The sequence below is a fragment of the Kitasatospora sp. NPDC058218 genome (assembly GCF_042882445.1).
In the GTDB taxonomy this organism is placed as follows: domain Bacteria; phylum Actinomycetota; class Actinomycetes; order Streptomycetales; family Streptomycetaceae; genus Kitasatospora.
This window is the reverse complement of record NZ_JBHVWC010000102.1, coordinates 1-24,851: the sequence shown is the minus strand read 5'-3', so window position 1 is coordinate 24,851 and position 24,851 is coordinate 1. Positions and strand designations below refer to the sequence as shown.

Below are 24,851 nucleotides of genomic sequence, written 5' to 3'. Positions count from 1 at the left end.
GTGCTGGCGGACGCGGTGAGCGAGAAGTTCGGTGGCGACCACGTGTCCGAGACCCGGCGCAACGTCCAGGGGTACCTGGACAACCTGATCGTCCGCTAGGCACCCGACAGCCCCGGCCGGAGAGCGCAGGAGAGCACCGCAGCACCGGAGCGCCCGGGCACCGGACGCCCGCCGGAATTCTTCCCCCCACCCCTCGCCCACCGATAGGCGCACCCCTTCGCCCCACCCGCATCCCCGCACCGCAGAAACGGCGAGTGCGGGCCTTCGGCATGCCCGAATTCGGAAAGCGTCACGGCCGCGGGAAAGCGCGGCAGGACATTCCCTGCACACCGGTCGGCGGCCTAGGCTGCACGAAGTCCGATTCGGAAGACGTCCGCCATTCACTTCGAGGGGATACCCATGTCCGATTTCACCAGCCCCCAGGGGTTCGCCGACGCGGCGGAGCTGCGCGCCAAGAACCGCGCCACCGTGGAGCGGTACATGAACACCCGGGGCCAGGACCGGCTGAAGCGGCACGAGCTCTTCACCGAGGACGGCAGCGGCGGCCTGTGGACCACCGACACCGGCTCCCCGATCGCCATCAACGGCCGGGACCGGCTGGCGGAGCACGCCGTCTGGTCGCTGAAGTGCTTCCCGGACTGGGAGTGGTACAACATCCAGATCTTCGGCACGGACGACCCGAACCATTTCTGGGTCGAGTGCGACGGGCACGGGAAGATCCTCTTCCCCGGTTACCCGGAGGGTTACTACGAAAACCACTTCCTGCACTCCTTCACGCTCGCCGACGGAAAGATCAAGCAGAACCGCGAGTTCATGAACCCCTTCGAGCAGCTGCGCGCACTGAGCATTCCGGTGCCGGAGATCAAGCGCGAGGGAATACCCACCTGACCGGGTTCTCCCGGATTGGAGGCTCAGCATGGAAGACGTTCTGCGTGACATCCGCTTCCGTGAGGCCCTGCAACAGCCGACCTGGAGCGACGCTTCGCAGGTCCGACGCGTCCACGAGACCCTGGCGGCCCGTCCGCCGCTCGCCCGGGCCGAGGACATCCGCTCCCTGCGGGCCATCCTGGCCCGCGTCGCCGCCGGCGAGGCCAAGATCGTGCAGGCCGGTGACTGCGCCGAGGACGTGAACGAGCACACTCCGGGCTACGTGGCCCGCAAGACGGCGGTGCTCGACCTGCTGGCCGGCGCGCTCCGGCTGGCGACCCATCAGCCGGTGGTGCGGGTCGGCCGGATCGCCGGGCAGTTCGCCAAGCCGCGCTCCAGCGGGACGGAGCAGCACCAGGGCGTCGAGATCCCGTCGTACCGCGGTGACATGGTCAACGGCCCGGAGCCGGACGCCGAGAGCCGGCGGCCCGACCCGCTGCGCATCCTGGCGGGCTACATGGCCGCGAACGAGATCATGGAGCACCTGGGGTGGAAGGGCCGGGGCCAGGGCGCCGGCATCGAACTCCCGGTCTGGACCAGTCACGAGGCGCTGCTGCTGGACTACGAGATCCCCATGCTCCGCCAGGACGACCTGGGCCGGCTCTTCCTCGGCTCCGCCCACTGGCCGTGGATCGGCGAGCGCACCCGGCAGGTCGAGGGCGCCCATGTCGCCCTGCTGGCCGAGGTGTTCAACCCGGTCTCCTGCAAGGTCGGTCCGAGCATGAGCCCGGCCGACCTGCTGGCCCTGTGCGCGCGGCTGGACCCGAACCGCGAGCCGGGCCGGCTCACCCTGGTCGCCCGGATGGGCGCCGACGCCGTGGCCGACCGGCTGCCCCCGCTCGTCGAGGCCGTGAAGGCCGCGGGCCACCCGGTCATCTGGCTGGGCGACCCGATGCACGGCAACACCGTCTCGGCACCCGACGGGCACAAGACCCGGATGGTGGAGACGGTGGCCCGCGAGGTCCGCGGCTTCGTGCAGGCCGTCACCGCCGCCGGCGGGGTGGCCGGCGGGCTGCACCTGGAGACCACCCCCGACGACGTCACCGAGTGCGCGTCCGACCACGCCGCCCTCGACCACGTCGGCGACACGTACACGAGCCTGTGCGACCCGCGGCTGAACCCGCAGCAGGCCCTCACCGTCGTCTCGGCCTGGAACGGCTGAGCCGGCCCTCCCCCCGTCCACCCGGAGCATCCGCGAACTGGAGGCCATTGGCATGGCCGGCATTGCGCCCATCACCCCGTATCCGCTGCCCTCGGCAGGCGAGTTGCCGGTCAACACCGCGCAGTGGGACGTCGATCCGGACCGCGCGGTCCTGCTCGTCCACGACATGCAGCGGTACTTCCTGAAGCCCTTCCCGGACACCGTGCGCGCCGAGCTCGTGCGCAACGCGGCGTCGCTGCGCGCCTGGTGCGTCGCGCGCGGGGTCCCGGTGGCCTACACCGCCCAGCCCGGCGGCATGACCGAGCAGGAGCGCGGTCTGCTCAAGGACTTCTGGGGGCCCGGCATGCGGACCGACCCGGTGGACCGCGCGGTCGTCGACGAACTGGCGCCTGGGCCGGACGACTGGGTGTTCACCAAGTGGCGCTACAGCGCCTTCTTCCGCTCCGACCTGCTGGCGCGGATCCGTGCCGCCGGGCGGGACCAGCTGGTCATCTGCGGCGTCTACGCGCACGTCGGCGTGCTGATGTCCGCGGTCGAGGCGTTCACCAACGACATCCAGCCGTTCCTGGTCGCCGACGCGACCGCGGACTTCTCCCGGGAGTTCCACGACCTCGCGCTGCGCTACGCCGCCGACCGCTGCGCGATGGTCGTCACCACGAAGGAGGTCGTCGGATGAGCGGCGGCCCCGCGGACGACCTGCTGGGGCGGGTCCTGGGCGACGACCCGGGGCCCTTCGCCCTGCTGCACCGGCCCGAGACCACCGGGCCGGACTTCCTGGACGTGCTCGTCGGCGAGGTGTCCGAGCCGGCCGCCCTGGCGGACCTCCCGCTGTCCGGCGATCCGGTGGACGTCGGGGCCCCGGCCCGGCACGAGGTGCTCACGGTCATCCCGTACCGCCAGATCACCGAGCGGGGCTTCGCCGCCCCGGACGACGGCGCGCCGCTGATCGCGATGACGGTGACGGAGCAGCGGACCGTGCGGGTCACCGAGGCGCTCGACCGCCTCCCGGACGTGGCGACCGACCTGACCGGCGGGCACTTCGACCTGGACGACGAGGCCTACGCCGACACCGTGCGCCGGATCGTCACGGAGGTCATCGGCGAGGGGGAGGGCGCCAACTTCGTCCTGAAGCGCTCCTTCGTCGCCGACATCACCGACTACGGACTGCACAGCGCACTGGCGTTCTTCGGGCGCCTGCTGCGCCGGGAGAGCGGCGCGTACTGGACGTTCGTCATCCACACCGGCACCCGGACCCTGGTCGGGGCCTCACCCGAGCGGCACATCAGCGTCAGCGACGGCTTCGCCGTGATGAACCCGATCAGCGGCACCTACCGGTATCCGCCGTCGGGCCCGACCCTCCCCGAGGTCATGGACTTCCTCGCCGACCGCAAGGAGGCCGACGAGCTGTACATGGTGGTGGACGAGGAACTGAAGATGATGGCCCGGATCTGCGAGGAGGGCGGCCGGGTCACCGGCCCCTACCTCAAGGAGATGGCCCGGCTCGCCCACACCGAGTACTTCATCGAGGGGCGCACCGACCGCGACCCGCGCGAGATCCTGCGCGAGACGCTGTTCGCCCCGACCGTCACCGGCAGCCCGCTGGAGAGCGCCTGCCGGGTCATCGACCGCTTCGAGCCGCAGGGCCGTGGCTACTACAGCGGTGTCGCCGCCCTGATCAGCCGCGACGAGCGGGGCGGGCGCCGGCTGGACTCCGCGATCCTGATCCGGACCGCCGACATCGACAGCGCGGGCCGGGTGCGGATCGGTGTGGGCGCCACCTTGGTCCGCCACTCCGACCCGGCGGCCGAGGCCGCCGAGACCAGGGCGAAGGCGGCCGGCCTGATCGCGGCGCTGGAGGACGGCACGGGCGCCCGCTTCGGCACCCACCCGAGGGTGCGGGCCGCCCTGGCGAGCCGCAACGACACCATCGCGGACTTCTGGCTCAGCGAGCGGGACGAGCGCGACCGTCCGCTGCCCGAACTGCTGGGCCGCGAGGCCCTGGTGGTGGACGCCGAGGACACCTTCACCTCGATGATCGCCCACCAGCTCCGGTCCATCGGGCTGTCGGTCACCGTGCGGCGCTTCGACGAGGCGTACTCCTTCGACGGGTACGACCTGGTGGTGATGGGGCCGGGCCCCGGGGACCCGAGCGAGGCCGGCAACCCGAAGATGGAGCACCTGCACACGGCGGTGGGCACCCTGCTCGGGGAGCGGCGGCCGTTCCTCGCCGTCTGCCTCAGCCACCAGGTGCTCAGCCTGCGGCTCGGCTTCCGGCTGGAGCGCCGCGAGGTGCCCAACCAGGGCGTCCAGAAGGAGATCGACCTCTTCGGGGCCCGCGAACGCGTCGGCTTCTACAACTCGTTCGCCGCCCGCAGCCAGGAGGACGAGGTGGAGGTCGAGGGCGTCGGCCCGGTGGAGGTGAGCCGGGACACCGAGACCGGTGAGGTGCACGCGCTGCGCGGCCCGCACTTCGCCTCCATGCAGTTCCACGCCGAGTCGGTGCTCACCCAGGACGGGCCGCGCATCGTCGCCGCCGCGGTCCGCGACGTCCTGCGGTCGGACGTCGTCAGCCGCGCCTGAGAACCAGGCGCCCACGGGCCGGACGGGCCCCACGGACCAGTTGGCCCCACAGATCAGTTGGAGACGAGAATGCACAGATACGCGGTGGTGGACGCCTTTGCCGAGGAGCCGCTGCGGGGCAATCCCGTGGCCGTGTTCTTCGAGGCCGACGACCTGTCGGCCGAGCGCATGCAGTGCATCGCGAGGGAGATGAACCTCTCCGAGACCACGTTCGTGCTCTCGCCGGAGAACGGCGGTCACGCGCGCATCCGGATCTTCACCCCGGTCAACGAACTCCCCTTCGCCGGGCACCCGTTGCTCGGTACGGCGATCGCCCTCGGGCACGAGACGGAGTACGACGCGCTGCGCCTGGAGACCTGGATGGGGGCGATCCCCTTCGAGCTGGACCGGGTCGACGGCAAGGTGGTCGGCACCCGGATGCGGCAACCGGTGCCCACCTGGGAGCCGTTCGCGGAGGCGGACGAACTGCTGGCCGCCCTGGGCGTGGAGAGCTCGACCCTGCCGGTGGAGATCTACCGCAACGGGCCCCGGCACGTCTTCGTCGGCTTCGAGAGCATCGAGGCGCTGTCGGCCGTCAACCCCGACCACCGGGCGCTGGCCCGGTTCCAGGACATGGCGACCAACTGCTTCGCCGGCTCCGGCAGCCACTGGCGCAGCCGGATGTTCTCCCCGGCCTACGGCGTGGTCGAGGACGCGGCCACGGGCTCGGCGGCGGGGCCGCTGGCGATCCACCTCGCCCGGCACGGACTGATCGAGCACGGGAAGCCGATCGAGATCCTCCAGGGTGTGGAGATCGGCCGCCCCTCGCTGATGCTGGCCCGGGCCGAGGCCACCGACGGGGAGATCGACTTCGTCGAGGTCGGCGGCAGCGGCGCGGTCTTCGCGCACGGCACGGCCACCGTCTGAGCCCGGCCGGCGTCCGGGCCGGGCCACCGTCCGGGCCGGCCCGTCGCCCGGGCAGGCCCGACGCACGAGCACACCCCGGCGCCCGCGCCCGAACCACCACGCGAATACACATCGACGGAGGAGCAGATGAGCGCAGGCAGGTCCGAGACCATGACCGGGACGGTCGACACCGACTTCCCCGAGTACGACAACCCGCCGCCCGCACCGGCCGGCCTGGTCCGGAGCTGGTACGAGCGGGCCCAGCAGCTGGGCGTGCGCGAGCCGCGGGCGCTGGCCCTGGCCACCGCCGACAAGCAGGGCCGCCCCTCGACCCGGATCGTCGCGGTGAACGAGATCACGGACGAGGGCTTCGTCTTCGCGACCCACCTGGGCAGCCAGAAGGGCCGTGAGATCACCGAGAACCCCTTCGCCTCGGGCGTCCTGTACTGGCGCGAGACCAGCCAGCAGATCTCGGTCAGCGGCGCGGTGGAGCTGCTCGGCTCCGACGTGGCCGACGCCAAGTGGCTGGAGCGCCCGCTGTTCACCCACGCCGCCTCGGTGACCTCCCGGCAGAGCGAGGAGATGCGCGACATGGCGGCGTTCCGCGCCGAGGTCGACCGGGTCGCCGAGTTCGGGCCCCAGCCGCGCCCGGCGAGCTACGTGGCCTACCTGCTGCGTTTCGACAGCGTCGAGTTCTGGGCCAACGGCGCCGACCGGGTCCACGAGCGCCTGCGCTTCGACCGGACCGACACCGGCTGGACGACCCGGCGGCTGCAGCCCTGAACCCCCTCCGGCCTGCGGCGCGAAGCCGTGGGCCGGTCGACCTGACATAGTCCTCCGCCAGGCGTCGCCCGGTCGGCGGCGGCGCGAGCAGACTCTCCGTGCGGGGCCGCCGGGCGGCCCCCGGGGCAGCCGGCCTCGCGCACAACGCTGGGAGATCCCATGGCTGATGACGCCGAGAAGGTGGCCGCCGCGTACTTCGGTAGCTGGCGGAGCAAGGAATTCACGACACTGCGCCGGCTCCTCGCCGACGACGTCGAGTACGAGGGCCCGCTGGCGCGGCACGGCAGCGGCGACGCGGTCGCCGGGGCGCTGGAGGGCATGGCGGGCATCACCGTCGACCTGGTCGTCGAGCGGACCTTCGTCGACGACGGCGACGTCCTGACCTGGTTCGTCCTGCACACCACGATCGCGGAACCGACCCCGGTCGCGAATCTGATGCGGGTCGAGAACGGAAAGATCACCAGACTGCGCGCGATCTACGACCCTCGCGGGTTGACGAGCGCGTGAGCTCCCCCGAGGGCTCAATTCCCTGATGGCTGGCCGCCGAAGGCCGGTCACCGACGACCGGTCTTCGACGACCGAGGAGAGGGCGGACCCCATGACCCCTGTACGCGAGAAGGCCGCCGAGCCCGAGGACCTGGCGCGACTCTGGGTCGAGCTGGCCAACGCAGGCGACGCCGAGGGGCTCGCGGAGCTCTACGAGCCGGACGCCGTGATGGCCTTCCCGATCGGCCGCCTGCACGTCGGCCGGGACGCCATCCGGGCCGCCTTCGAGGAGATGCTGACGCGGTTCTCCACGTTCGCCCTGGAGGAGACGGTGCCCACGCTGCGCACCGGCGACCTCGCCCTCACGTCGACCGTTCCGGCCGACGACAGCAAGGGCCGCTACCAGGTCGCGCGGCGCCAGCCGGACGGTTCCTGGCTGCGGGTCCTCCACTCGTCCGGCTACGTCGTCGAGTCCTGACCCACCCCACCCGGCCGGCCACCACCAGGAAAGGCACCACGCGATGAGCGGAAACCTCGTACACGCCGACGCTTACACCACCGGGCTCCTGAGCAAGGACCTCCCGACCGAGCTGACCCGGCTCCAGCTGCTGGAGAAGACCTACGACCCGGGCACGGTGAAGGTCCTGGAGCAGCTCCGGCCGGCGCCGTCCTGGCGCTGCCTGGAGCTGGGCGCCGGCGCCGGCTCCATCGCGTACTGGCTGGCCGACCGGGTGCCCGACGGCGGCGTGGTCGCCGCCGACATCGACCCGCGGTTCATCGACGCGGGCCGGGCGGCCAACCTGACCGTCCGGTGCGCGGACATCACCACCGAGGACTTCCCGGAGGGCTCGTTCGACCTGGTGCACGCCCGGGCGGTGTTCATGCACCTGCCGCAGCGCGAGGAGATCCTCCGGCGCGCGGTGCGCTGGCTCGCCCCCGGGGGCTGGCTGGTGGTGGAGGACGTCTACTTCCTGCCCGCGGAGGACTCGCCGTACCCGCAGTGGCAGCGGGCCAACGGGGCGTGGACGACGGCCCTGGCGGCGCAGGGCATCGACCTGGCCTGGGCCCGCCGGATCCCGGCCGCGCTCACCGACGCCGGCTGCACCTCGGTGGGCGTCTCGGTGACCCCCGGCGGCCTGGGCGTGGACGAGGACCAGGACGAGCTGCTGCGCATCCGGCTGCTGCAGAGCGGCGACCGGCTCGTCGCCGCCGGTCTGGCGACGGCCGAACAGATCGACCAGGCCCGGCTGCTGGTGGAGAGCCACCCCGCGCCGGACGTCTCGACCCTCGTCTACTCGGGCTGGGGCCAGAAGCCCACCCGGTAGTCGAGTTCCCACCCGAAACCCCCTGATCTCCCCGGCGGTGTAGACCATGACCACGACCGAGCCCCTGAGCAGTGCCACCAAGTCCCCCGCGCCACCGGGGTCGAGCAGCGTCATCGCGTGGTTGTCGTTCGCGACCATGTTCGTGATCGGGACGGACACGTTCCTGGTCGCCCCGATGCTCCCCACGCTCGCCGAGAACTTCGACGTCTCCACCGGTGTCTCGGGCTGGATGGTCAGCGCCTACGCCCTCGGTTTCGCGCTCTTCGCCCTGGTGGCCGGCCCGCTCTCGGACGGCCGGGACCGGCGTGGTGTGCTCCTGCTCGGCTTCGCCGGCTTCACGGTGTCCACCGGGCTGTGCGCCGTCGCGCAGGGCTTCTGGACGATGATCCTCTTCCGGCTGCTGGCCGGGATGTCCGCCGCACTCGTGACCCCGCAGATCTGGGCCTCGATCCCCGTCCTCGTGCCGGGCGGCGCGGTGGTGCGCACGATGGGCTTCGCCGGCGCCGGCATGTCCATCTCCCAGGTCGTCGGCGTCCCGATCGGCGGTTGGCTGGCCGCGTCGTCCTGGCACGTGCCGTTCGTGGCGGTGGCCGGTCTGGCCGCGGTGGCCTGGCTGGTCCTCTGGCGGGTCTTCCCGTCCGTGCCCGCCCCGGCCTCGGCGGGGTCGAGCTTCTTCGGCATCTACGCCGGGCTGTTCCGCTCGCGGACCTTCACCTGGTACCTGATCGCCTATCTCGCCTACCAGACCGGGGTGTTCGAGACCTTCTCGTTCATCGGCTCCTGGCTGGGGAAGGACTTCGACCTGGGGGTGTCGGCGATCGGTGCCTCGATGATGGCGCTGGGCACCGGCATGGCGATCACCTCGCTGTTCGGCAGCCACATCATCAAGCGCCTCGGCCAGGAGCGCACGCTGGCCCTGGCGATCGGCGCGCTGATCGTGATCTACGGCGCGGTGCCCTTCGCCCCCAACCTGGCCGTGGCGATCGTCCTGCTGGCCCTGGGCTCCGCCGTACTGGGCATCAACTACCCGATCTTCATGGCCATGCTGCTGTCCCAGACCACCGCCGCCCGCGGCACGGTGTCCTCGCTGGCCACCACGGCGCTGTACGCCGGTACGACCATCGGCGGTGTGGTCGGCGGTGTCCTGCTGACGAACTTCGACGGCTTCCACGGTGTCGCCGGCTTCACGGTGGTGGCCCTGCTGGTCGCCTTCGCGATCTTCGCCGCGGCGGGCGCCTTCCGGGTCCGCGAGGCCGAGCCCGCGTCATGACCCGGCTGTCCAGGGTCTCCTGATCCGAGCGGTGTGCTCCGTCATCCCCCGGCGGTGGAGCACACCGCTCGCACGCGTTCGCACCACCCGCCCGGACCCCACGTCCGGGCTGTCGCCGGGGCGCCCCACCGCCCACGACCAGGGGGAGTCATGACTGGTACCGCCGCCCGGCACGAGGTCCTCGCGGACCTGTGCGACCACCTCTTCGCGTCACTGCCCCGGAGCGACCAGCGAAGGACCGGCCGGGACTACCTCCGCGGCCTGCTGACCACGAAGGGGCGCAAGTCCTTCCGCAACATGGCGGTGTGTCTGGGCGGCGACGCCACCCTGGAGCAGCGCCTCCACCACTTCGTCAGCTGCTCCACCTGGGAGTGGATGCCGATGCGCCGGGCGCTGGCCGAGTACATGGCCGTCGCCGCGCCGCCGGCGGCCTGGGTGCTGCGCCCGATGGTCGTCCCGAAGGAGGGGGACAGCACCGTCGGCGTGCACCGGCGTTACGTCCCCGCCCTCGGCCAGTTCCTGAACGCGCAGTTCGCCGTCGGCCTCTGGGGCGCCTCCCCGGCGCAGCCGCAGCGGGCCCACCCGGTCGGCTGGCGCCTGCTGCTGACCCGGGACTGGCTCGACGACGAGGCCGGCCGGGCCCGGACCGCCATCCCGGACGGGCTGCTGCCGGAGTCACCGGTGGACTGCGCGGTCGAGGCCTACCTCGCCATGGCCGGCCCCGGCACCGGCGGGGCGGCCACCGACCCGGCCGGGCGGCCCGGGGTCCGCCCGCTGGTGATGGCGGGGGACGCCGATGTGGTCAGGGCCGTCCACCGGCTCCGGGCCGCCCGGGTGCCGTTCGCCGTCCGGGCCGACCCGGCGCTGCCGCTGACCGTGGTCGAGGCGGAGGAGACGGGCGACGGCGCCGGCCGGCAGGTCCTGACCGCCGCGGAGAGCCTGCGCCGCAGTGCCGACCCGCAGGCCGCGGAGCACCGCACCGGGCGGCTGGGCCCGCTGGCGGCCGTCCGGGTCCGCTCGCCGTTCGCGCACGTCGGGGCGGACCACGTGCCCGGCGCCCACGACCTGCTGCTGCTCGGCACGGGGGCGGACCCCCACCGGCGGCCCGAGGAGGTCTGGCTCACCAACCTGCTCGACGCGCCCGCCACCGAGCTCACCGGCCTCATCTCGCTGCTCGGCGCCGTCGACGACTCCTTCGCCCGGACCACCGACCGGGTCGGCATCCGGGACTTCACCGGGCGGACCTTCCCCGGGTGGAACCGTCATGTGACGCTGGCCTCGGCCGCGCACTGCGTCGCCCTGCTCGCGGGGGAGTAGCCGGCCGGCCACGGACCCTAGGCCGGGTGCGCCCCGACGGCGTCGCGGATCTGCTCGCCGAGGCCGCCGTTGACGCGGGCGCAGTGGGCGCAGCAGAAGAACCGGCCGGCGACCTCGACGCCGTGGCCGACGATCCGGACCTGGCAGTGCTCGCAGCGCGGCGCGAGCTTCTCCATCGCGCACTCGAAGCTGTCGAAGGTGTACACGTCGCCGGTGATCGTCTTGATCTCGAAGGACAGCCAGTAGTCGTTGGAGCAGACGTCGCAGACCGCCATGGGGCCGTCTCCCTTCCTGTCGGGGGCTGACCGACCTGGCGGGCGCTCAGCCCTCCCAGTCTCGGAGTCCTCCGGGGGAGCGGCCACTCGGTGCACCCGGACAGGCCCGAGGGCCCGTCGCCCTAGGCGGACCGGGCCGACAGCTCCTCCAGGGCGCGCACCGCCCGGTCGGCGTCGTCGGCGCCGACGAACAGGTGGTCGTGGTGGAAGCCCGCCACCACGTTGCAGCTGATCCCCTCCTCGGCCAGCCGGCCCGCCACGGCGGCGGTCAGGCCGACGGCCTCCAGCGCCGAGTGGATGTGCAGGGTGATCCAGGCCGCCACGTACTCGTAGCGCAGGCCGAGCGCGTCGGCCTCCTCCTGCGCGACCACCACCGTGACCCCCTCGGGTTCGGCGACCGTCACCACCGGCCGCATCCCGGCGGGCACCTTCGCGGGCAGCGTGCAGTACACGTAGCGCCCCGGGTTGAGCCGCGGGCGCATTCCGCGCAGTAGGGTCGCAAGATCTCGTTCACCGGCCATGCCCGCCACCGTAACGGCTGGGGGCTGGCGGTGGCCCGCCCCCGGCCGTGCCGTGGCGGCGTGTCGCCGGCGGGCGGGCCGGCGCCGGTCAGGCCTGCGTCTTGTGGCGCCGGCTCTTCAGCATCAGGACGCGCGAGAACTGGTCGTCGGCGGTCGTCGTCTTCTTGGGGAAGTTGGCGTTCATCAGCTTCTGGTAGGCGTCGGGCCGGAACTCGGCCATCAGGAGCCAGCCGCTGCGGACGTACTCGGTGGGCGCGCTGTTCCCGGCGCCGTCGGTCCCGTCGATCTTGCCCGCGTAGTGGCGCGGAGCCTTGCTCATCACGTCCACGAAGGTGTTCGCGAGCGGGGCCAGCATGGCCGGGGTGATCTTGTACCGGCCGGACAGGTACGCCCGGTACAGGCCCGCGCAGTCCAGGCTGCCGTGGTTGTTGTCCTCCTTGCCGTTGGTCGCCGGGGCGTACCCCCAGTCGTAGGCGGGCTTGCCGGAGTGGTCGGTGTAGGTGCGCACCGAGGAGAAGAACCAGTCGACGCTGGTCTGCACCAGGGCGTCGTACCGCTTGACCCGCTGCGGGTCGTCAGCGAGGAGCTGGTGCGCGATCGCCAGGTTCTGGAAGGCGTAGTTGAACATCATCTGCTGGTTCCACGGCACCGGCTGGCCGCCCTTGTAGGGCGAGTCCGCCGCGAAGTACTGGCGGTTGCCCTTGGAGACGTCCAGCAGCCGGGCCAGGATGTGCCGGTCGACGGCGGTGTCGGCCTCGGCGACGAACTTCTTGGCCCGGTCGAGGTAGGTGGCGCCGTACCCGTGCGGGTCACCGGTCGCCACGGGCGTCTGCCAGATGGCCGGGGTGCGCAGGATCAGCCGGGCGCAGTTGGCGAGGTGCCCCACCGGGTCGCCCTGTTCGCCGCCGGTGCCGATGGGCTTGGTGGTGACGTCGTTGGGCCAGGCGGGGTCGACCTTGCCGGTCCAGAGCACGTGCTGCCCGACCGGGCGCTTGGCCAGGTCGTTGCGCTCGGAGAGGACGGCGTCGCAGAAGCCGATCATCCGGTCGAGGACCGCGCGGTCGGCCGAGACCTCGTACACCAGGCCCATCGCCTTGGTGTCCTCGCCGCTGTGCCCCTGGGCCCACTGGTTGCCGATGTTGTCCGCGGCCGGGGTGAGCGTGCGGATGTAGGACGTGAAGGACTTGATCTCGTCCGGGGTGACGGGGCCGTCCAGGTTGCTGAACGTCAGGGCCGGGCGCGAGCTGCGGGCCGCCGCCACGGGCGCCGTCGCCCCCGTCCCCTCCTGCCCGGACGCCACGCCGGCGATCACGATCACGCCGACGCCGAGACTGATCAGCCTCGTGCTTCCGAACAGGAGCTTCAGGGGTTTTCTCGGGGTCATGTGCGGACCTCCTGGGCGTCGGTCAGGCCGTCTGACCGTGGTGAGCCGTTGTTCGGGCGTGCCGTGGGCGCGGCTGGCCGAACCGGCCGGCCCGGAGGGCCGACACCAGGGTTGACGGCCCTCGTGGCGGCCCGGGTTCACCGCCGGCGGGCCGTCCGCGACCGGTGCCGGGCTCGCCCGTCGGCCGGTGTGCCGGGCCGGGCACCCGCCCGGTCGGCGCCGGCCGGCCGACGTGCGTGTCCTGTGACAACGAACCCTGATGTGTTGTCAGCGAAGGTTGATCAACGCTAGTTTGTGCCACCGAACCTTGACTTGTAGCTACGCCGTCAAGTGAGGATGCGGTGGGGGAACCGGTACGTGCGCTCGTCGATGATGCGCTCACAGCCTTTGAACTGGCCTTTTCCGTTGGTGGAGTCCGCCGACGCAAGCCGTTGGGTGCGAGTTGGGACGTACGGTTCGAGATGGCGGAGCCCGTTCGCGATTTCAGCTGGCGCAAGGGCGGCCAGGGCTTCGCGGGCTGGTACTACTCGGTCACCGAGCGGGATCACGTGGGCTACGAATCGTGGCTGGAGCGGGATCGGCTGGTCCTGCTCGACCGAGATCCGCAGGTCACAGCCATAGCCTCGCAGCCGTTCTGGCTGCACTGGCACGACGGAACCCGGCGACGTCGTCACGCTCCGGATTACTTCGTTCGGCTGGCTGACGGGCGAGCCCGCGTCGTTGACGTCCGCGCTGAGGACGATCTGGACGAGGAGACGCAGGAGGCGTTCGCTGCGGCCAAGCAAGCCTGCCGATCGGTGGGCTGGGAATTCGAGTGGGCTGGGCGACCTACGCCGGTGTTCATGGCGAACATCCGCTGGCTGGCCCGCTACCGGCGGGCTCGCTGCGGCCGGCCGGCCACGGTGGCCGCCCGGCTTCTGGAGGTCTTCCGTGAGCCGATGGCGCTCTGGGAAGGGGCCGAACTGGTCGGGGACCGGCTGCAGGTTCTGCCGGTGCTGTTCCACCTGCTCTGGTCCGGTGCTCTGAAAACGGACCTGATGGGCGGCCTGATGGAGGCCGACAGTCTCGTCTGGACGGAGGAAAGTCGATGAGCAGGTTGAAGCGGCCACCGGCCCTGGCCGTTGGCCAGAGGGTCCGGTTCGACGGCCAGGTAAGGGGGGTCCTCGAGGTCACCGCCCAGGCGGCGGTGCTGGAAGACGACAGGGCGCCGCACCGGGTGGTCGCACTGATCGACTTGTTCGAGGCGGCGGACTTCGAGGTCCTGTTCCAGCCCGAACGCATGCCGATGCCCCCGACCGGGCTGCTGGAGACGTTCCCGCCTGACGCGGTCAAGCAGGCGCTTTGGTGGGAGAAGCACATCCTCGAGGTCCTGCACGGGCTGCCGCCGGACGCCGAGCCGGGCACGGCTCCGCGGCCCGGCTACGGCTTGGGTTCCTCCGTGACCTCGCGCCAGCGGGTCAAGGCGGCCGAGCTCACGGCCCTGGGCCACGAGGTCAAGCCAAGTACGGTCGGGCTGCGGCGACGCCGCTACCAGGAGGACGGTCTGATCGGACTGGCCGATCACCGCCCGGTCCGCAAGCGCAGGGAGTTCGGCTCGGTGCCCGAGCCGGTCGTCGACGCGATGCGGCAGGCGATCAAGGAGGGGGTTGACACCTCTACCCGCAACGGGGCCTACCTGATCTGGCGGACCGGTGAGATCCTGCGGGAACGCGGCGGGGAACCGGTCGAACTGCCGTCGCGGCGAACGCTCTACCGGCTGGTCGCGAAGCTGACCGCGGGAACCCATGCGACCGGCTCGGCGGTCACGCGCCGGTCCCGGGCTCACGGGGCGGCGGCTCCGTTTGGTGAGCTGACGGTGTCCGCGCCAGGCGAGGTGATGCAGATCGACTCGACGCCGCTGGACGTCATGGTCCGCCTCGACAATGGGATTGTCGGCAAGGTCGAGCTGACCGGCATGATCGACGTCGCGTCCCGGACGCTGTCGGCGGCGGTGCTGCGGCCCTCGACGAAGTCGGTCGACGCGAGTGTGCTGCTGGCGCGCACGGTCACCCCGGAGCTGATGCGGCCGGGCTGGGTCGACGTGCTCAAGATGTCCCGGTCCGTGCTGCCGCACCGCCGTCTGCTGACGTTGGACGAGCGCCTTGAGTACGCCGCTGCCAAGCCGGTCATCGTCCCGGAGATGATCGTCTGCGACCACGGCAAGGTGTTCATCTCCCGCAACTTCCGAGCCTCCTGCCGCTTTCTTGAGATCGACTTCCAGCCCACCCACAAGGGCTCGCCCTTCGAGAAGGGCCACATTGAGAAGATGCTGGGCTCGGTCGCCACGATGTTCGCCCAGTTCTTGCCGGGCCACACCGGCCGCAACACCGACCGCCGCGGACGGCACCCCGAGCAGGAGAACCTGTGGTCGCTGCCGGAGCTCCAGGACCTGCTCGACGAGTGGATCATCGCCCAGTGGCAGAACCGCCCCCACGAAGGACTTCGAGACCCCGACCACCCAGGTCGGCTGTTCACCCCGAACCAGAAGTACGCCGCCCTGGTCGAGGCCTGCGGCTACGTCCCGGTCGCCCTCAGTGGCCAGGACTACATCGAGCTGCTGCCGGCGGCCTGGCGAGCCGTCAACACTTACGGCATCCGGATCAACAACCGCACCTACGACAGCCCCGAGCTCGGCCCGATGCGCCGATACGACTCCGGCGTCACCGCCAAACGCGGGCTCTGGGAGGTCCACCGCGACCCCTACGACGTCTCCCAGGTCTGGGTCCGCGACCACCGCGCAGGCGGCGGCTGGGTTCAGGCGACCTGGAAGTACTTGAACCGGGCCCCGGTCCCGTTCGGTGACCTGGCCTGGGACCACGTCAGCCACCAGTTGCCCAAGGCCACCGAGGAAGAACTCGCCGATGCCGTCGCGGCCCTGCTGACCCGCGCCCACGCTGGCCCCGACCAGCCGGCCGCCAAGAAGAGCAGGAGGACCAAGCCCGCCAAGGGTGACCACCGCGTCGCGGCCCGGACCAAGGCCACCGCCCCAGCGGCTTCCGTGGCACCGCCCTTGCCGACGTCACAGCACGAACCCTCTCCGGAAGAGCCGGAAGAGGATGAGGAGACGCTGGCCGAAGTGATCCCGCTGGGACTCTTCGACCCGCTCGAGGACCCCTGGAAGCGCCCGTGATCACGAGTCCTGCCGACAGTCCGGACGACGGCTTCGGGCGGCAACTGACCACCCTGCCTGGCTGGCGCGAGTTTGTCTCCTCGGCGGTCGCCGAGCCGATGGTCACGCTGCCACAGGACGAGTACGACGCCCTGAACAAAGAAGACAAGTACACCTACGACGATGACCGCCTCGACCACCACGCCCGCCTGCAAGTGGTCGCCACCTCCACCGTCCGGCACACCGTCACATGCGGACGCCGCCTGATCATCCTCAACCGAGGGGCGATCAGCGCCCGTCGCGGATTGATCGTCACGGGACGGGCCAACACTGGCAAGACCATCGCGCTGGCCCAGCTCGGCCTGGCCCACGAACTTCAGGATCGCCGTCGGCACCCCGGGCAGGACGAACGCATACCGGTCCTCTACATCACCGTCCCACCAGCCGCGACACCCCGAATGATCGCAGCCGAGTTCGCCCGCTTTCTCGGGCTGCCGGTCCGGAGAAGCTCGAACATCACCGACCTCACCGAGGCAGTGGTCGGCGTCTGCACCAAAGCCCGCACGGGGCTGGTTCTGGTGGATGAGATCCACAACATCTCCCTTCATACCCGAACTGGGGCCGAAGCCTCAGACACGCTCAAGTACTTCTCCGAGCGAATCCCGGCGACCTTCGCTTACGCGGGTATCGACATTGAGGACAGCAGCCTCCTGACCGGGACCCGAGGCGACCAGATCGCCGCCCGCTTCACCTCGGTCGCCACCCACCCGTTCCCCTACAACGCGGAATGGAAGGCCCTCGTGGCCCAGATGGAAGCCAACCTGCTGCTGCATCAGCACAAGCCCGGCACACTCAGCCGGCTGAACCGCTTTCTCCACACCCGAACTGGAGGCATGATCGGCACCCTCTCCCACCAGGTCCGAGGAGCCGCCGTTGACGCCATCCTCAGCGGGACTGAGAAGATCACGAAGCAGGGTCTGCTGGCCGTCGACCTGGATATAGCCTCCCGCCGAAAGCGCCCCAAGAGCACTCAGGCACAGGATGGAGCAGGATGACTCGCCCCGCCTGGGAAGGGGAAGGGATCGCGAAGCTCCCCTTCCAAATCCGCCCAATCGCGGGTGAGGGCGGGCGGTCGTTCATCGCCCGACTCGCCCAAGCCAACCATCTCCCACCCTCCTATCTGCGGAAATTCCTCGTCGAGCCACCGTGGGGCCCCGGCCCACTGTCCTGGAACCGACTAGCCGCAGTTTCCGGCCGCGACCCGCAGCTGTTGCGAAAGATCCTGGACACCGCGAAATGCAAGGAGTGCGGCACGAGCATCCCGCCAAAGGCCCCCTTCGGCAGACCTCCCTTTCTCTGCTCAAGCCGATGCCGGAGTTGGTCCCATCGCCGCACCCTCACGACGGTTGCTTGCCGGGTCTGCCAGCAGCCCATGGTCCTTCGCCTCGGACAGAGGCAGCGGTTCTGTTCATCGGCCTGCCGCCGTGCTGCCTACCTCGCACGCTGGTATGGCCAAACCGACAACACGCAAGCCGGCCACGTCGGGCCACAGCCCGGCGAACGATCGCGTGCCTGCATCGTCTGCGAGAACCCGATCGCGGAGTTCTCGAATACAACATGGGAGACTTGCTCGGCATCATGCAGCAATGAAGCCCGACGTTGGCACCAGCTCGCCCAACGCGAGCAGCCTCCCCTGCCCATGACCGCCTGCGGCTTCTGCGGAAGGCCGATTCCGTCATCTACGCACCCCAGAGGATCCGTCCGCAAATGGTGCTCCGGCCGCTGCAGCAAGCGGGCCCAGCGCGGGCTTGACCCCGCCGATTACGGCCCGCTGACGTGTGAGCACTGCCAGAGGCTATTTGACCGCGGTCCCTCTGGACGAGTTCGCCGCTGGTGTTCACTGCAGTGCCAACAACAGGTCACGACTGAAGGCGCTGTCAGGGTAGTTGTCCCGTGACAGTGAGGACGAACGCGACGACTTGGAGTCAGGCGCTCCGCCACTCGTCGGTCCCGCAGCCAACCTCGTAGTGCCACCAGCCCTCGTCTTGTCCTTGATTCAGCAGTGCCTTGATCCCGGCGAAGTCCGCGCCGGCCGGCACGTTGAAGGCGACCATAGGGAAGTCCTTGCTCATGACTTCACCGCCGAGGTGGAAGACAGCCAGGCGTTGATGCACCGCCTGAGGGCTGCGTCCCAGCGGCCCAGAGGGGACGGGAACGACGCGAACCGTGCAGTTGCCGGCTGAACTGACCCGCCCGACAGCCCAGTGCAGCCCGTCTGAGTCGGTCTGGAACTGAACAACGTCCCCCTCGGCCACACCGTCCTGGAGGAATGGGACGTTCTCAATCGCGGCCGTGTCAGCACTGAGTCTTGTCGCCCACAGGCCCTCGATGTCCTGAGGGAACCAGCCCTCGCGGGGGACGAACCGGAACCAGACCTTGATCTTTTCGACGGCGTTCTCCATGGCGCCAATCATGGGCTGACCGGCGGTGGCACGTTGCATCGGGTCCGAGCTGAGTGATCGGGCTCCTAGGGACCGGACCAGCACCGACCTTCGCCGAGACGGGTCTCCGAGCCTGCGGCCACAGGGGCCGCTGGCACATAGAACTCTGCGCCCCTGGGACCGAGGCCCCTCGGCTGGTCAACCATCGCTGACACAACCACGGAGCGGTCAACCTTCACTGGCACGAAACCGTGTTGGTCAACCTTCAGTGGCAATCGGCCAGGGTTCGGTGTCACAGGACAGTGCGGAGCAGTCGGAAACGATTGACGAGCGACAGTCACCGATATATCGTCGAGCTATTGAGACAGTGACGTAAGCACTGTCCGTCCCACCAGGAGGTGAGCGCGATGCGCTCCGGAACGCGATTCGGTGAAGGGGGCCCGCGCGGCGGTCGGCGTCGCGGACGGGGCCCGGAGTCCGGGGAGTTCCCCGGGGAGGGGTTCGAGGGCCGTGGGGCGTTCGGCGCCTTCGGACCGCCGTTCGGCGGCCCCGGGCGCCCGCCCGGCGGGCCGTTCGGCCACGGGTTCGGCGGGCACGGCGGTCGCGGGCACGGCCCGCGCGGCCGGCGCGGCGGGCGGGCCCGGCGCGGCGACGTGCGGGCCTCGCTGCTCGCCCTGCTGAAGGAACGGCCGATGCACGGCTACGAGATGATCGCGGAGATCACCGAGCGGACGGGCGGGGCCTGGCGGCCGAGCCCGGGCTCGATCTACCCCAACCTCCAGCTGCTGGAGGAGGAGGGCCTGATCACCGCCGAGGAGGTGGGCGGCAAGCGGCTGGTCTCGCTCACCGAGGCGGGCCGGGTCGAGGCCGAGGCCGGGCCCGCGGAGCCGTGGGCGGAGGCCGGCCGGGAGGTCGACTGGGAGGCCGTCCAGGAGGTCGGCCAGGCGCTCGGCGCGGTCGACCAGGCGATCCGGCAGGTGATGGCGACGGGGACGGAGGCGCAGCGCGCCAAGGGCCTGGCGGTGCTCAACGAGGCCCGCAAGAAGCTCTACCTGATCCTCGCCGAGGATGCCTGACCGCCCGACGCCTGACCGCCCGAGGGGGCCGGCCCGAGAGGCCGGGGGCGCGGCGGACGGTGCCGCCGCTCAGCCGCGGACGGCGAACAGCGCCACGCAGGCGAGCAGCAGCACCGTCCAGCCGAGCCAGAGCCAGCCGTTCGGGCCGAGCACCGCGCTGTAGAGGCTGACGACCACCAGCAGCGCGGCGGTGACCGCCGCGACCTGCCGGTTGTGCTGGGTCACGGCCTGCGGCCGGCTCCTGGAGCGGTGTCGCACGGTCTTCGCCATCGCCGTCCTCCCGAGGGGAGCGGCCGTCACCCGGAGGCGCGGGCGGTGGCCGTCTCGTCGTACTCGTAGCGCCAGAACCAGCGGGCGCCCCGCTGCTGCTTGGCCCGGACGTACACCAGTGTGCGCGCGGGAGTCTCCCCGTGCGCGGGGACCGGCACCTTGTAGGTCTTGGGCACGCCGTACATCGGCCCCAACGGGATCGGGAGGATCCGGCCGTCCAGGGGGCCGCCGACGAATTCGGTGTCCGCGCTCTTCACCCCACCAGGGTCTCACTTCGCCGGGAACGGCCGGCGGCCGCCCGTGGCCGGTGGCCGCTCCGGGGCGCGCGCGGTGCAGGTGAGGGCGCGTACGGAGGCGGCGTGGGGGAGGGGCTGTGAGGGTCGGGTGCCGGGAGTGTGACCGGAGAGGCACCGCCCCCGGTCATCCGGAGGCCCGGCGCACCCTTATCCTTCCTGTTACGCCCTCGGGGTTCACCCGGGTCAGCGGGCCCCGTACGGGCCGGGTGAGGCGCACAGCGGTGTGTCCGCCGGGCCGCCGAGCCGCAGTCTCTGTACTGCCGCGACTCCGTGCCGTGACCCGGGCGTCGGTCGTCCGGCAACCCCGGCTCCGGCCGGCAGGGCGAGGACAGCAGGGCCGAGCACCGTCCCGGGAAGCAGCGGGGGGCGCTGTGCGTTGCGTCGGAGTGGTACGTCGAATGCTGTGTCACACCAGGCACGGCAATGCGCGGAAGGGGCCCGATGGAAGCCGGCAGCAGGTGGACGACCTGGTGGCAGAAGCGTGATCGTCAGCGGGCCCGGTCGGCCGAGGCGGACAGCCCCGCCGCCAGACTGGATCAGCTGCTCGGCGCCGTGCGCGCCGGTTTCCCGCTGGCACCCGCCGCCCACCCGGCCGGCTACCGCTGTTCCTGTGACCGGGTGGCCTGTCCGGCCCCCGCGCAGCACCCGGTCTCCTTCGCCTGGCAGACCCAGGCGACCACCGAGCCGGAGCAGGTGGCCCGCTGGCTCTCGCGGGACCCTCTGGCCAACTTCATCACCGCCACCGGCCGCGCCCATGACGTCCTGGACGTACCGGCCGAGGCCGGCCGGCTGGCGCTCGACCGCCTCACGGCGCTGGGCGTCGAGGGTCCGGTGGCCGCCGTCGGCGAGGACCGCTACCTCTTCTTCACCGCCACCAGGGGCACCCCGGTGGACGAGGACGAGTGGTGGCCGAGCGCGCTGGACTCCACGCCGGACACCATGTCCGAGCACCCCGGCCTGCGTTGGCACTGCCGAGGCTCGTACACGCTGCTGCCCCCGGCCGCGCTGCCGGACGGCTCGCACGTCAGCTGGCTGCGCGGGCCCGAGCAGCCCCTGCCGGATCCGCTGCGCGTCCTGGACGTGCTCACCGACGCCTGTACCGAGGTGGGCGCGGTCGCCGAGGAGCAGTGGCTGATCGGTTAGGCCCTGTCCGGCCGGTCCCGCCGACCGCACAGCCTCCGTCACGCCCACCGGACCGGCGGGCTACGGCAGGGTCAGGACCTCCGCGCCGTCGGCGGTGACGACCAGCGTGTGCTCGAACTGGGCGGTGCGCTTGCGGTCCTTGGTGACGACCGTCCAGCCGTCGGCCCAGATCTCGTAGTCGTAGGTGCCCAGGGTCAGCATCGGTTCGATGGTGAAGGTCATCCCCGGCTTGATCACCTCGGTGGCCCGCTCGCTGTCGTAGTGCGGGATGATCAGCCCGGAGTGGAACGACGTGTTGATGCCGTGCCCGGTGAAGTCCCGCACCACGCCGTAGTCGAAGCGCTTCGCGTAGGACTCGATCACCCGGCCGATCACATTGATCTGCCGCCCCGGCTTGACGGCCTTGATCGCCCGGGCGAGCGACTCCCGGGTGCGCTCGACCAGCAGTCGGGACTCCTCGTCCACGTCGCCGCAGAGGTAGGTGGCGTTGAGGTCGCCGTGCACCCCGTGGATGTACGCGGTGGCGTCGATGTTGACGATGTCGCCGTCCTGCAACACGGTCGAGTCCGGGATGCCGTGGCAGATCACCTCGTTGATCGAGGTGCAGATCGACTTGGGGAAGCCCCGGTAGCCGAGGTCGGACGGGTAGGCGTCGTGGTCGCACATGTAGGTGTGGGCGACGGCGTCCAGCGCGTCGGTGGTGACGCCCGGCGCGATCAGCTTGGCGGCCTCCTCCATCGCCCGGGCGGCGATCCGGCTCGCGATCCGCATCTTCTCGATGGTCTCGGCGGTCTGCACCTCGGGCCCGGTGTACGGCGTCGGCGCGGGCCGTCCGACGTACTCGGGGCGTGCGATGTGCGCCGGGACCTTGCGGGTGGGGGACTGGATGCCGGGTACGAGAGCCATGGTCGCGAGTCTATCCGCCGGTCCCCGGCCACCCGGGGGTGTGCAGGACGGGCGGCCGCGAGCCATGATCGGTACGACAGGTCCGTCGAACGGGAGTGACCGCCATGCCCCTGGGATTCCACCGCAAGCCGACCGGATTGCCGGGCGAGTGGTTCTACTGCATCAAGCACGCCAAGGTGGAGGAGGGGCCGGAGTGCCCCGCCAAGGACCGCCTCGGCCCCTACGCCACCCGCGAGGAGGCCACCCACGCGCTGGAGACCGCCGAGGAGCGCAACCGGGAGTGGAAGAGCGACGACGCGCGCTGGGACGACCGGCCGACGGAGGGCGGCGGGAGCTGACCCCGCTCCCGGCCCCGCCGGTGGCGGCTGGGCCGGGACGGGCGGGTGGTGCGGCGTCAGCCGCCCTGCGGGCCGAGGTACTTGGCGCTGGTCAGCGGCGCTACCACCCGCCAGCCCAGCGCGGTGTACAGCGCGTGGCCGTCCGGCGTCCCGGCCAGTACGCCGGTCTGGGCCCCCCGGTCGTGCGCCGCGCCCGTCAGCGTCCGCATGACCAGCGAGCCGAGGCCCCTGCGGCGGTGTTCGGCGGCGGTCTCGATCTGGTCGGCGACGGCGGTCGCGCCGGTCGTGGCGATCTGGCCGCGGGCCGCCAGTGAGCCGTCCTCGGCGGTGACCAGGGCGCGGACGAGGTCGCCGCGGGACCAGGTGCGCAGCCGGTAGCCCTCGGGGGCGGTGAGTCCGTGGGCGGGGGCGAGCGGGACGGTCATCAGATAGCCCGGCTCGTCGTCGACCCACCAGTGGGGCCCGAGCCAGGGGGTGATGACCGCCGGCTCCGCGAAGATCTTGAGCCACGTCCCCGGGGCGCGCGTCGCGTCGACGGCCTTGCGGACGTCGGCCTCCCGTACGGCGCCCCCCGTGGCGTCCAGGACGTGCCGGGTCACGTGGTCGGTGACGCCGACGTCGACGGTGTACCCCCAGGGCTCCACGATCGGCGGCGCCGCCGACCGCGACACGACCCACCCGTCCACCCAGCTCCGTACGACGTTCTCCGCCGTGGTCTCCAGCATGGCCACCCCTCCGTTCGCCGGACGTCAACGGAGACCAGGGTAATAGGTGAACTCGTACTGTGTCACTTACTTTCTTCGAAGGTGGCACCGGACCCGGCCGCCGCCCCGTCCGCCGCCAGGTCCGCCGGTCCCCGCCTACCAGCGGCTGAGCCCCGGCCCCGCGGTGAGCCGCCCGGCGAGCGCCGCCAGCCGGTCGAGCGGGCCCCGCCGGGCCGGTGCCTGCCCGGCGGCGGCGCTGACCAGGTGCTGCGCGAGGTCGAACGGCTCCTCCTCGGCGGTGCCGACCGCCAGCCGCTCGTGCGCGAGACCCGCCAGTTCGCCCTGCTCGGCGGGGCCGTCGACGGCGAGCACCGTCGCCCCGCCGCGCCGGGCGTCGTGGACCCGTTCGAGCAGCGGCGCCCCGGCCGCCGTCGGGGCGACCACCAGCACCGTCGCCCTGCGCCCGGCCTCGCTCAGCCGCCGCAGGTCGTGCGCCAGATGGGCCGGCGCCCGCGCGGGCACCCGGTGCCGCAGCAGGGTCGGCGCCAGCCTGGGGACGTCGGACCAGGCCGCCTCGTCGTCCAGATGGGCGGCCAGGTGCCAGGGCTCGTACTCCTCCGTGCCGACCAGCAGCAGCTCGCAGGCCCCGCGCCGGGAGACCGCGTGCCGCAGCGAGCCCGCGAAGCCGCCGACCGCCTCCAGCCAGTCCGTGCCGGTCAGCTGCGCCCGGAGTGCCGAAACTCTCACCGCGTCCATACGGCACAGAATGTCGCGGGGGGCCGGGCGTTTGGCAGGATCGGCCCATGACTTCCCTCGATTCAGCGACAAACCCGGCCCACGAGCTGCCGGACGTCTCGCAGCTGGTGGTCGGTGTCCTCGGCGGCACCGGCGACCAGGGGCGGGGGCTCGCCCACCGGCTGGCCAAGGCCGGCCAGCAGGTGATCATCGGCTCGCGCGACGCGGCGCGCGCCGAGGCCTCGGCGGCCGAACTCGGCCTCGGCGTGCGCGGCGCCGACAACGCGACCACCGCGCGCGAGAGCGACATCGTGATCGTCGCGGTGCCCTGGGGCGGGCACGCCGCCACCCTCTCCGCCCTCCGCGAGGAGCTGGCCGGAAAGATCGTGGTGGACTGCGTCAACCCGCTCGGCTTCGACAAGCAGGGCGCCTACGCGCTGGTGCCGGAGGAGGGCAGTGCCGCCCAGCAGGCCGCCGCGCTGCTGCCGGACTCCCGGGTCACCGCCGCCTTCCACCACCTCTCGGCGGTGCTGCTCCAGGACGAGTCGGTCGAGCGGATCGACACCGACGTGATGGTGCTCGGCGACGAGCGGGCCGCCACCGACCTCGTCCAGGCGCTGGCGGCCCGGATCCCGGGGATGCGCGGCATCTTCGCCGGCCGGCTGCGCAACGCCCACCAGGTGGAGTCGCTGGTCGCCAACCTGATCTCGGTCAACCGCCGCTACAAGGCCCACGCGGGCCTGCGGATCACCGACGTCTGAACCGACGCCGCACCGCCGCCCGCACCGCCGGGTGAACCGCCGCCCGCCGCCGCCCGGGGAACCGACCACCGGGCGGCGGCGGGCGCGCCCGCCCAACCCCCCGCCCCGGCCGCGGGGT

27 protein-coding genes are annotated in these 24,851 nt (G+C 71.6%); 18 read left to right on the top strand and 9 right to left on the bottom strand.

Going from position 1 to position 24,851, the window contains the following annotated elements:
• Window positions 1-399: 399 nt before the first annotated feature.
• The 11 genes from ACFVYI_RS40140 (at window position 400) to ACFVYI_RS40090 (ending at window position 10,735) form a co-directional block, all read left to right on the top strand.
• On the top strand, window positions 400-888 hold the full coding sequence (locus ACFVYI_RS40140) for a phenazine biosynthesis protein (RefSeq protein WP_360642209.1): 489 nt from the start codon (window positions 400-402) through the stop codon (window positions 886-888).
• Between the two features lie 28 nt (window positions 889-916).
• Entirely contained in the window at window positions 917-2,089 is a 1,173-nt protein-coding gene (locus ACFVYI_RS40135; protein WP_387894738.1) for a 3-deoxy-7-phosphoheptulonate synthase, read from the top strand.
• A gap of 52 nt (window positions 2,090-2,141) precedes the next feature.
• The gene (locus ACFVYI_RS40130) at window positions 2,142-2,765 is read left to right on the top strand and encodes an isochorismatase family protein (RefSeq protein ID WP_387894736.1); all 624 of its coding nucleotides are present in this window, start codon (window positions 2,142-2,144) and stop codon (window positions 2,763-2,765) included.
• Entirely contained in the window at window positions 2,762-4,669 is a 1,908-nt protein-coding gene (locus tag ACFVYI_RS40125) for an anthranilate synthase family protein (RefSeq protein ID WP_387894734.1), read from the top strand. The genes ACFVYI_RS40130 and ACFVYI_RS40125 overlap by 4 nt, the downstream gene beginning before the upstream one ends.
• A 69-nt stretch (window positions 4,670-4,738) precedes the next feature.
• Window positions 4,739-5,575, top strand: coding sequence for a PhzF family phenazine biosynthesis protein (locus tag ACFVYI_RS40120; RefSeq protein WP_387894732.1), 837 nt, complete (start codon window positions 4,739-4,741; stop codon window positions 5,573-5,575).
• Between the two features lie 126 nt (window positions 5,576-5,701).
• Window positions 5,702-6,337 carry a phenazine biosynthesis FMN-dependent oxidase PhzG gene (gene phzG / locus ACFVYI_RS40115; RefSeq protein WP_360642199.1) on the top strand — a complete coding sequence of 212 codons (636 nt, stop codon included), beginning with the start codon at window positions 5,702-5,704 and terminating at the stop codon, window positions 6,335-6,337.
• A 159-nt stretch (window positions 6,338-6,496) separates the two neighbouring features.
• Complete coding sequence (locus ACFVYI_RS40110) at window positions 6,497-6,844, top strand: nuclear transport factor 2 family protein (RefSeq protein WP_387894730.1); 348 nt, start codon at window positions 6,497-6,499, stop codon at window positions 6,842-6,844.
• A gap of 91 nt (window positions 6,845-6,935) precedes the next feature.
• Entirely contained in the window at window positions 6,936-7,301 is a 366-nt protein-coding gene (locus ACFVYI_RS40105) for an SgcJ/EcaC family oxidoreductase (protein ID WP_360642195.1), read from the top strand.
• A 43-nt stretch (window positions 7,302-7,344) separates the two neighbouring features.
• Entirely contained in the window at window positions 7,345-8,148 is an 804-nt protein-coding gene (locus tag ACFVYI_RS40100; protein ID WP_387894728.1) for a class I SAM-dependent methyltransferase, read from the top strand.
• Window positions 8,149-8,194: 46 nt separating this feature from the next.
• On the top strand, window positions 8,195-9,418 hold the full coding sequence (locus tag ACFVYI_RS40095; RefSeq protein WP_387894727.1) for an MFS transporter: 1,224 nt from the start codon (window positions 8,195-8,197) through the stop codon (window positions 9,416-9,418).
• Between the two features lie 150 nt (window positions 9,419-9,568).
• Window positions 9,569-10,735, top strand: a complete 1,167-nt coding sequence (locus ACFVYI_RS40090) for an IS701 family transposase (protein ID WP_387894725.1) — start codon at window positions 9,569-9,571, stop codon at window positions 10,733-10,735.
• Window positions 10,736-10,752: 17 nt separating this feature from the next.
• On the opposite strand, the gene ACFVYI_RS40085 is transcribed toward ACFVYI_RS40090, so the two are convergent.
• From ACFVYI_RS40085 to ACFVYI_RS40075, 3 genes are all read right to left on the bottom strand, one after another.
• The gene (locus tag ACFVYI_RS40085; protein ID WP_329487397.1) at window positions 10,753-11,010 is read right to left on the bottom strand and encodes a Prokaryotic metallothionein; all 258 of its coding nucleotides are present in this window, start codon (window positions 11,008-11,010) and stop codon (window positions 10,753-10,755) included.
• A gap of 122 nt (window positions 11,011-11,132) precedes the next feature.
• Complete coding sequence (locus tag ACFVYI_RS40080; RefSeq protein WP_387894723.1) at window positions 11,133-11,531, bottom strand: ACT domain-containing protein; 399 nt, start codon at window positions 11,529-11,531, stop codon at window positions 11,133-11,135.
• Window positions 11,532-11,619: 88 nt separating this feature from the next.
• Complete coding sequence (locus ACFVYI_RS40075) at window positions 11,620-12,915, bottom strand: hypothetical protein (protein ID WP_387894721.1); 1,296 nt, start codon at window positions 12,913-12,915, stop codon at window positions 11,620-11,622.
• A gap of 341 nt (window positions 12,916-13,256) precedes the next feature.
• Here ACFVYI_RS40075 and ACFVYI_RS40070 point away from each other — a divergent pair, with 341 nt between their 5' ends.
• Genes ACFVYI_RS40070 through ACFVYI_RS40060 form a run of 3 tightly spaced genes read left to right on the top strand, consistent with a single transcriptional unit; the run spans window position 13,257 to window position 17,118 of the window.
• Complete coding sequence (locus tag ACFVYI_RS40070) at window positions 13,257-14,006, top strand: TnsA-like heteromeric transposase endonuclease subunit (protein ID WP_387894720.1); 750 nt, start codon at window positions 13,257-13,259, stop codon at window positions 14,004-14,006.
• The gene (locus tag ACFVYI_RS40065) at window positions 14,003-16,084 is read left to right on the top strand and encodes a Mu transposase C-terminal domain-containing protein (RefSeq protein WP_387894718.1); all 2,082 of its coding nucleotides are present in this window, start codon (window positions 14,003-14,005) and stop codon (window positions 16,082-16,084) included. Before ACFVYI_RS40070 ends, ACFVYI_RS40065 begins: the two co-directional genes overlap by 4 nt.
• Entirely contained in the window at window positions 16,081-17,118 is a 1,038-nt protein-coding gene (locus tag ACFVYI_RS40060; RefSeq protein WP_387894716.1) for a TniB family NTP-binding protein, read from the top strand. The genes ACFVYI_RS40065 and ACFVYI_RS40060 overlap by 4 nt, the downstream gene beginning before the upstream one ends.
• Window positions 17,119-18,048: 930 nt before the next feature.
• Here the strand turns inward: ACFVYI_RS40060 and ACFVYI_RS40055 are convergent.
• Window positions 18,049-18,537: a DUF4265 domain-containing protein gene (locus ACFVYI_RS40055; protein WP_387894739.1), complete on the bottom strand. Its 489-nt coding sequence runs from the start codon at window positions 18,535-18,537 to the stop codon at window positions 18,049-18,051.
• A 374-nt stretch (window positions 18,538-18,911) separates the two neighbouring features.
• Between ACFVYI_RS40055 and ACFVYI_RS40050 the strand changes: the two genes are divergently transcribed.
• On the top strand, window positions 18,912-19,580 hold the full coding sequence (locus tag ACFVYI_RS40050; RefSeq protein WP_387894715.1) for a PadR family transcriptional regulator: 669 nt from the start codon (window positions 18,912-18,914) through the stop codon (window positions 19,578-19,580).
• A 69-nt stretch (window positions 19,581-19,649) separates the two neighbouring features.
• On the opposite strand, the gene ACFVYI_RS40045 is transcribed toward ACFVYI_RS40050, so the two are convergent.
• Complete coding sequence (locus ACFVYI_RS40045) at window positions 19,650-19,805, bottom strand: hypothetical protein (RefSeq protein ID WP_387894713.1); 156 nt, start codon at window positions 19,803-19,805, stop codon at window positions 19,650-19,652.
• 71 nt (window positions 19,806-19,876) lie between these two features.
• Complete coding sequence (locus ACFVYI_RS40040; protein ID WP_360642180.1) at window positions 19,877-20,107, bottom strand: hypothetical protein; 231 nt, start codon at window positions 20,105-20,107, stop codon at window positions 19,877-19,879.
• Window positions 20,108-20,587: 480 nt separating this feature from the next.
• On the opposite strand from ACFVYI_RS40040, the gene ACFVYI_RS40035 reads away from it, so the two are divergent.
• On the top strand, window positions 20,588-21,289 hold the full coding sequence (locus ACFVYI_RS40035; RefSeq protein ID WP_387894712.1) for a bifunctional DNA primase/polymerase: 702 nt from the start codon (window positions 20,588-20,590) through the stop codon (window positions 21,287-21,289).
• Window positions 21,290-21,349: 60 nt separating this feature from the next.
• On the opposite strand, the gene map is transcribed toward ACFVYI_RS40035, so the two are convergent.
• The gene (gene map, locus ACFVYI_RS40030; RefSeq protein ID WP_387894711.1) at window positions 21,350-22,195 is read right to left on the bottom strand and encodes a type I methionyl aminopeptidase; all 846 of its coding nucleotides are present in this window, start codon (window positions 22,193-22,195) and stop codon (window positions 21,350-21,352) included.
• Between the two features lie 104 nt (window positions 22,196-22,299).
• Here map and ACFVYI_RS40025 point away from each other — a divergent pair, with 104 nt between their 5' ends.
• Complete coding sequence (locus ACFVYI_RS40025) at window positions 22,300-22,533, top strand: hypothetical protein (protein WP_387894709.1); 234 nt, start codon at window positions 22,300-22,302, stop codon at window positions 22,531-22,533.
• Window positions 22,534-22,589: 56 nt separating this feature from the next.
• Here ACFVYI_RS40025 and ACFVYI_RS40020 read toward each other — a convergent pair whose 3' ends face one another.
• Both ACFVYI_RS40020 and ACFVYI_RS40015 read right to left on the bottom strand, forming a co-directional pair.
• Window positions 22,590-23,258: a GNAT family N-acetyltransferase gene (locus ACFVYI_RS40020; protein ID WP_387894708.1), complete on the bottom strand. Its 669-nt coding sequence runs from the start codon at window positions 23,256-23,258 to the stop codon at window positions 22,590-22,592.
• Window positions 23,259-23,393: 135 nt separating this feature from the next.
• Complete coding sequence (locus ACFVYI_RS40015; protein ID WP_387894706.1) at window positions 23,394-23,993, bottom strand: hypothetical protein; 600 nt, start codon at window positions 23,991-23,993, stop codon at window positions 23,394-23,396.
• 47 nt (window positions 23,994-24,040) lie between these two features.
• Here ACFVYI_RS40015 and npdG point away from each other — a divergent pair, with 47 nt between their 5' ends.
• Window positions 24,041-24,733 (top strand): NADPH-dependent F420 reductase, encoded by a 693-nt coding sequence (npdG, locus tag ACFVYI_RS40010; RefSeq protein ID WP_387894705.1) that lies wholly within the window; start codon window positions 24,041-24,043, stop codon window positions 24,731-24,733.
• Window positions 24,734-24,851 lie beyond the last annotated feature (118 nt).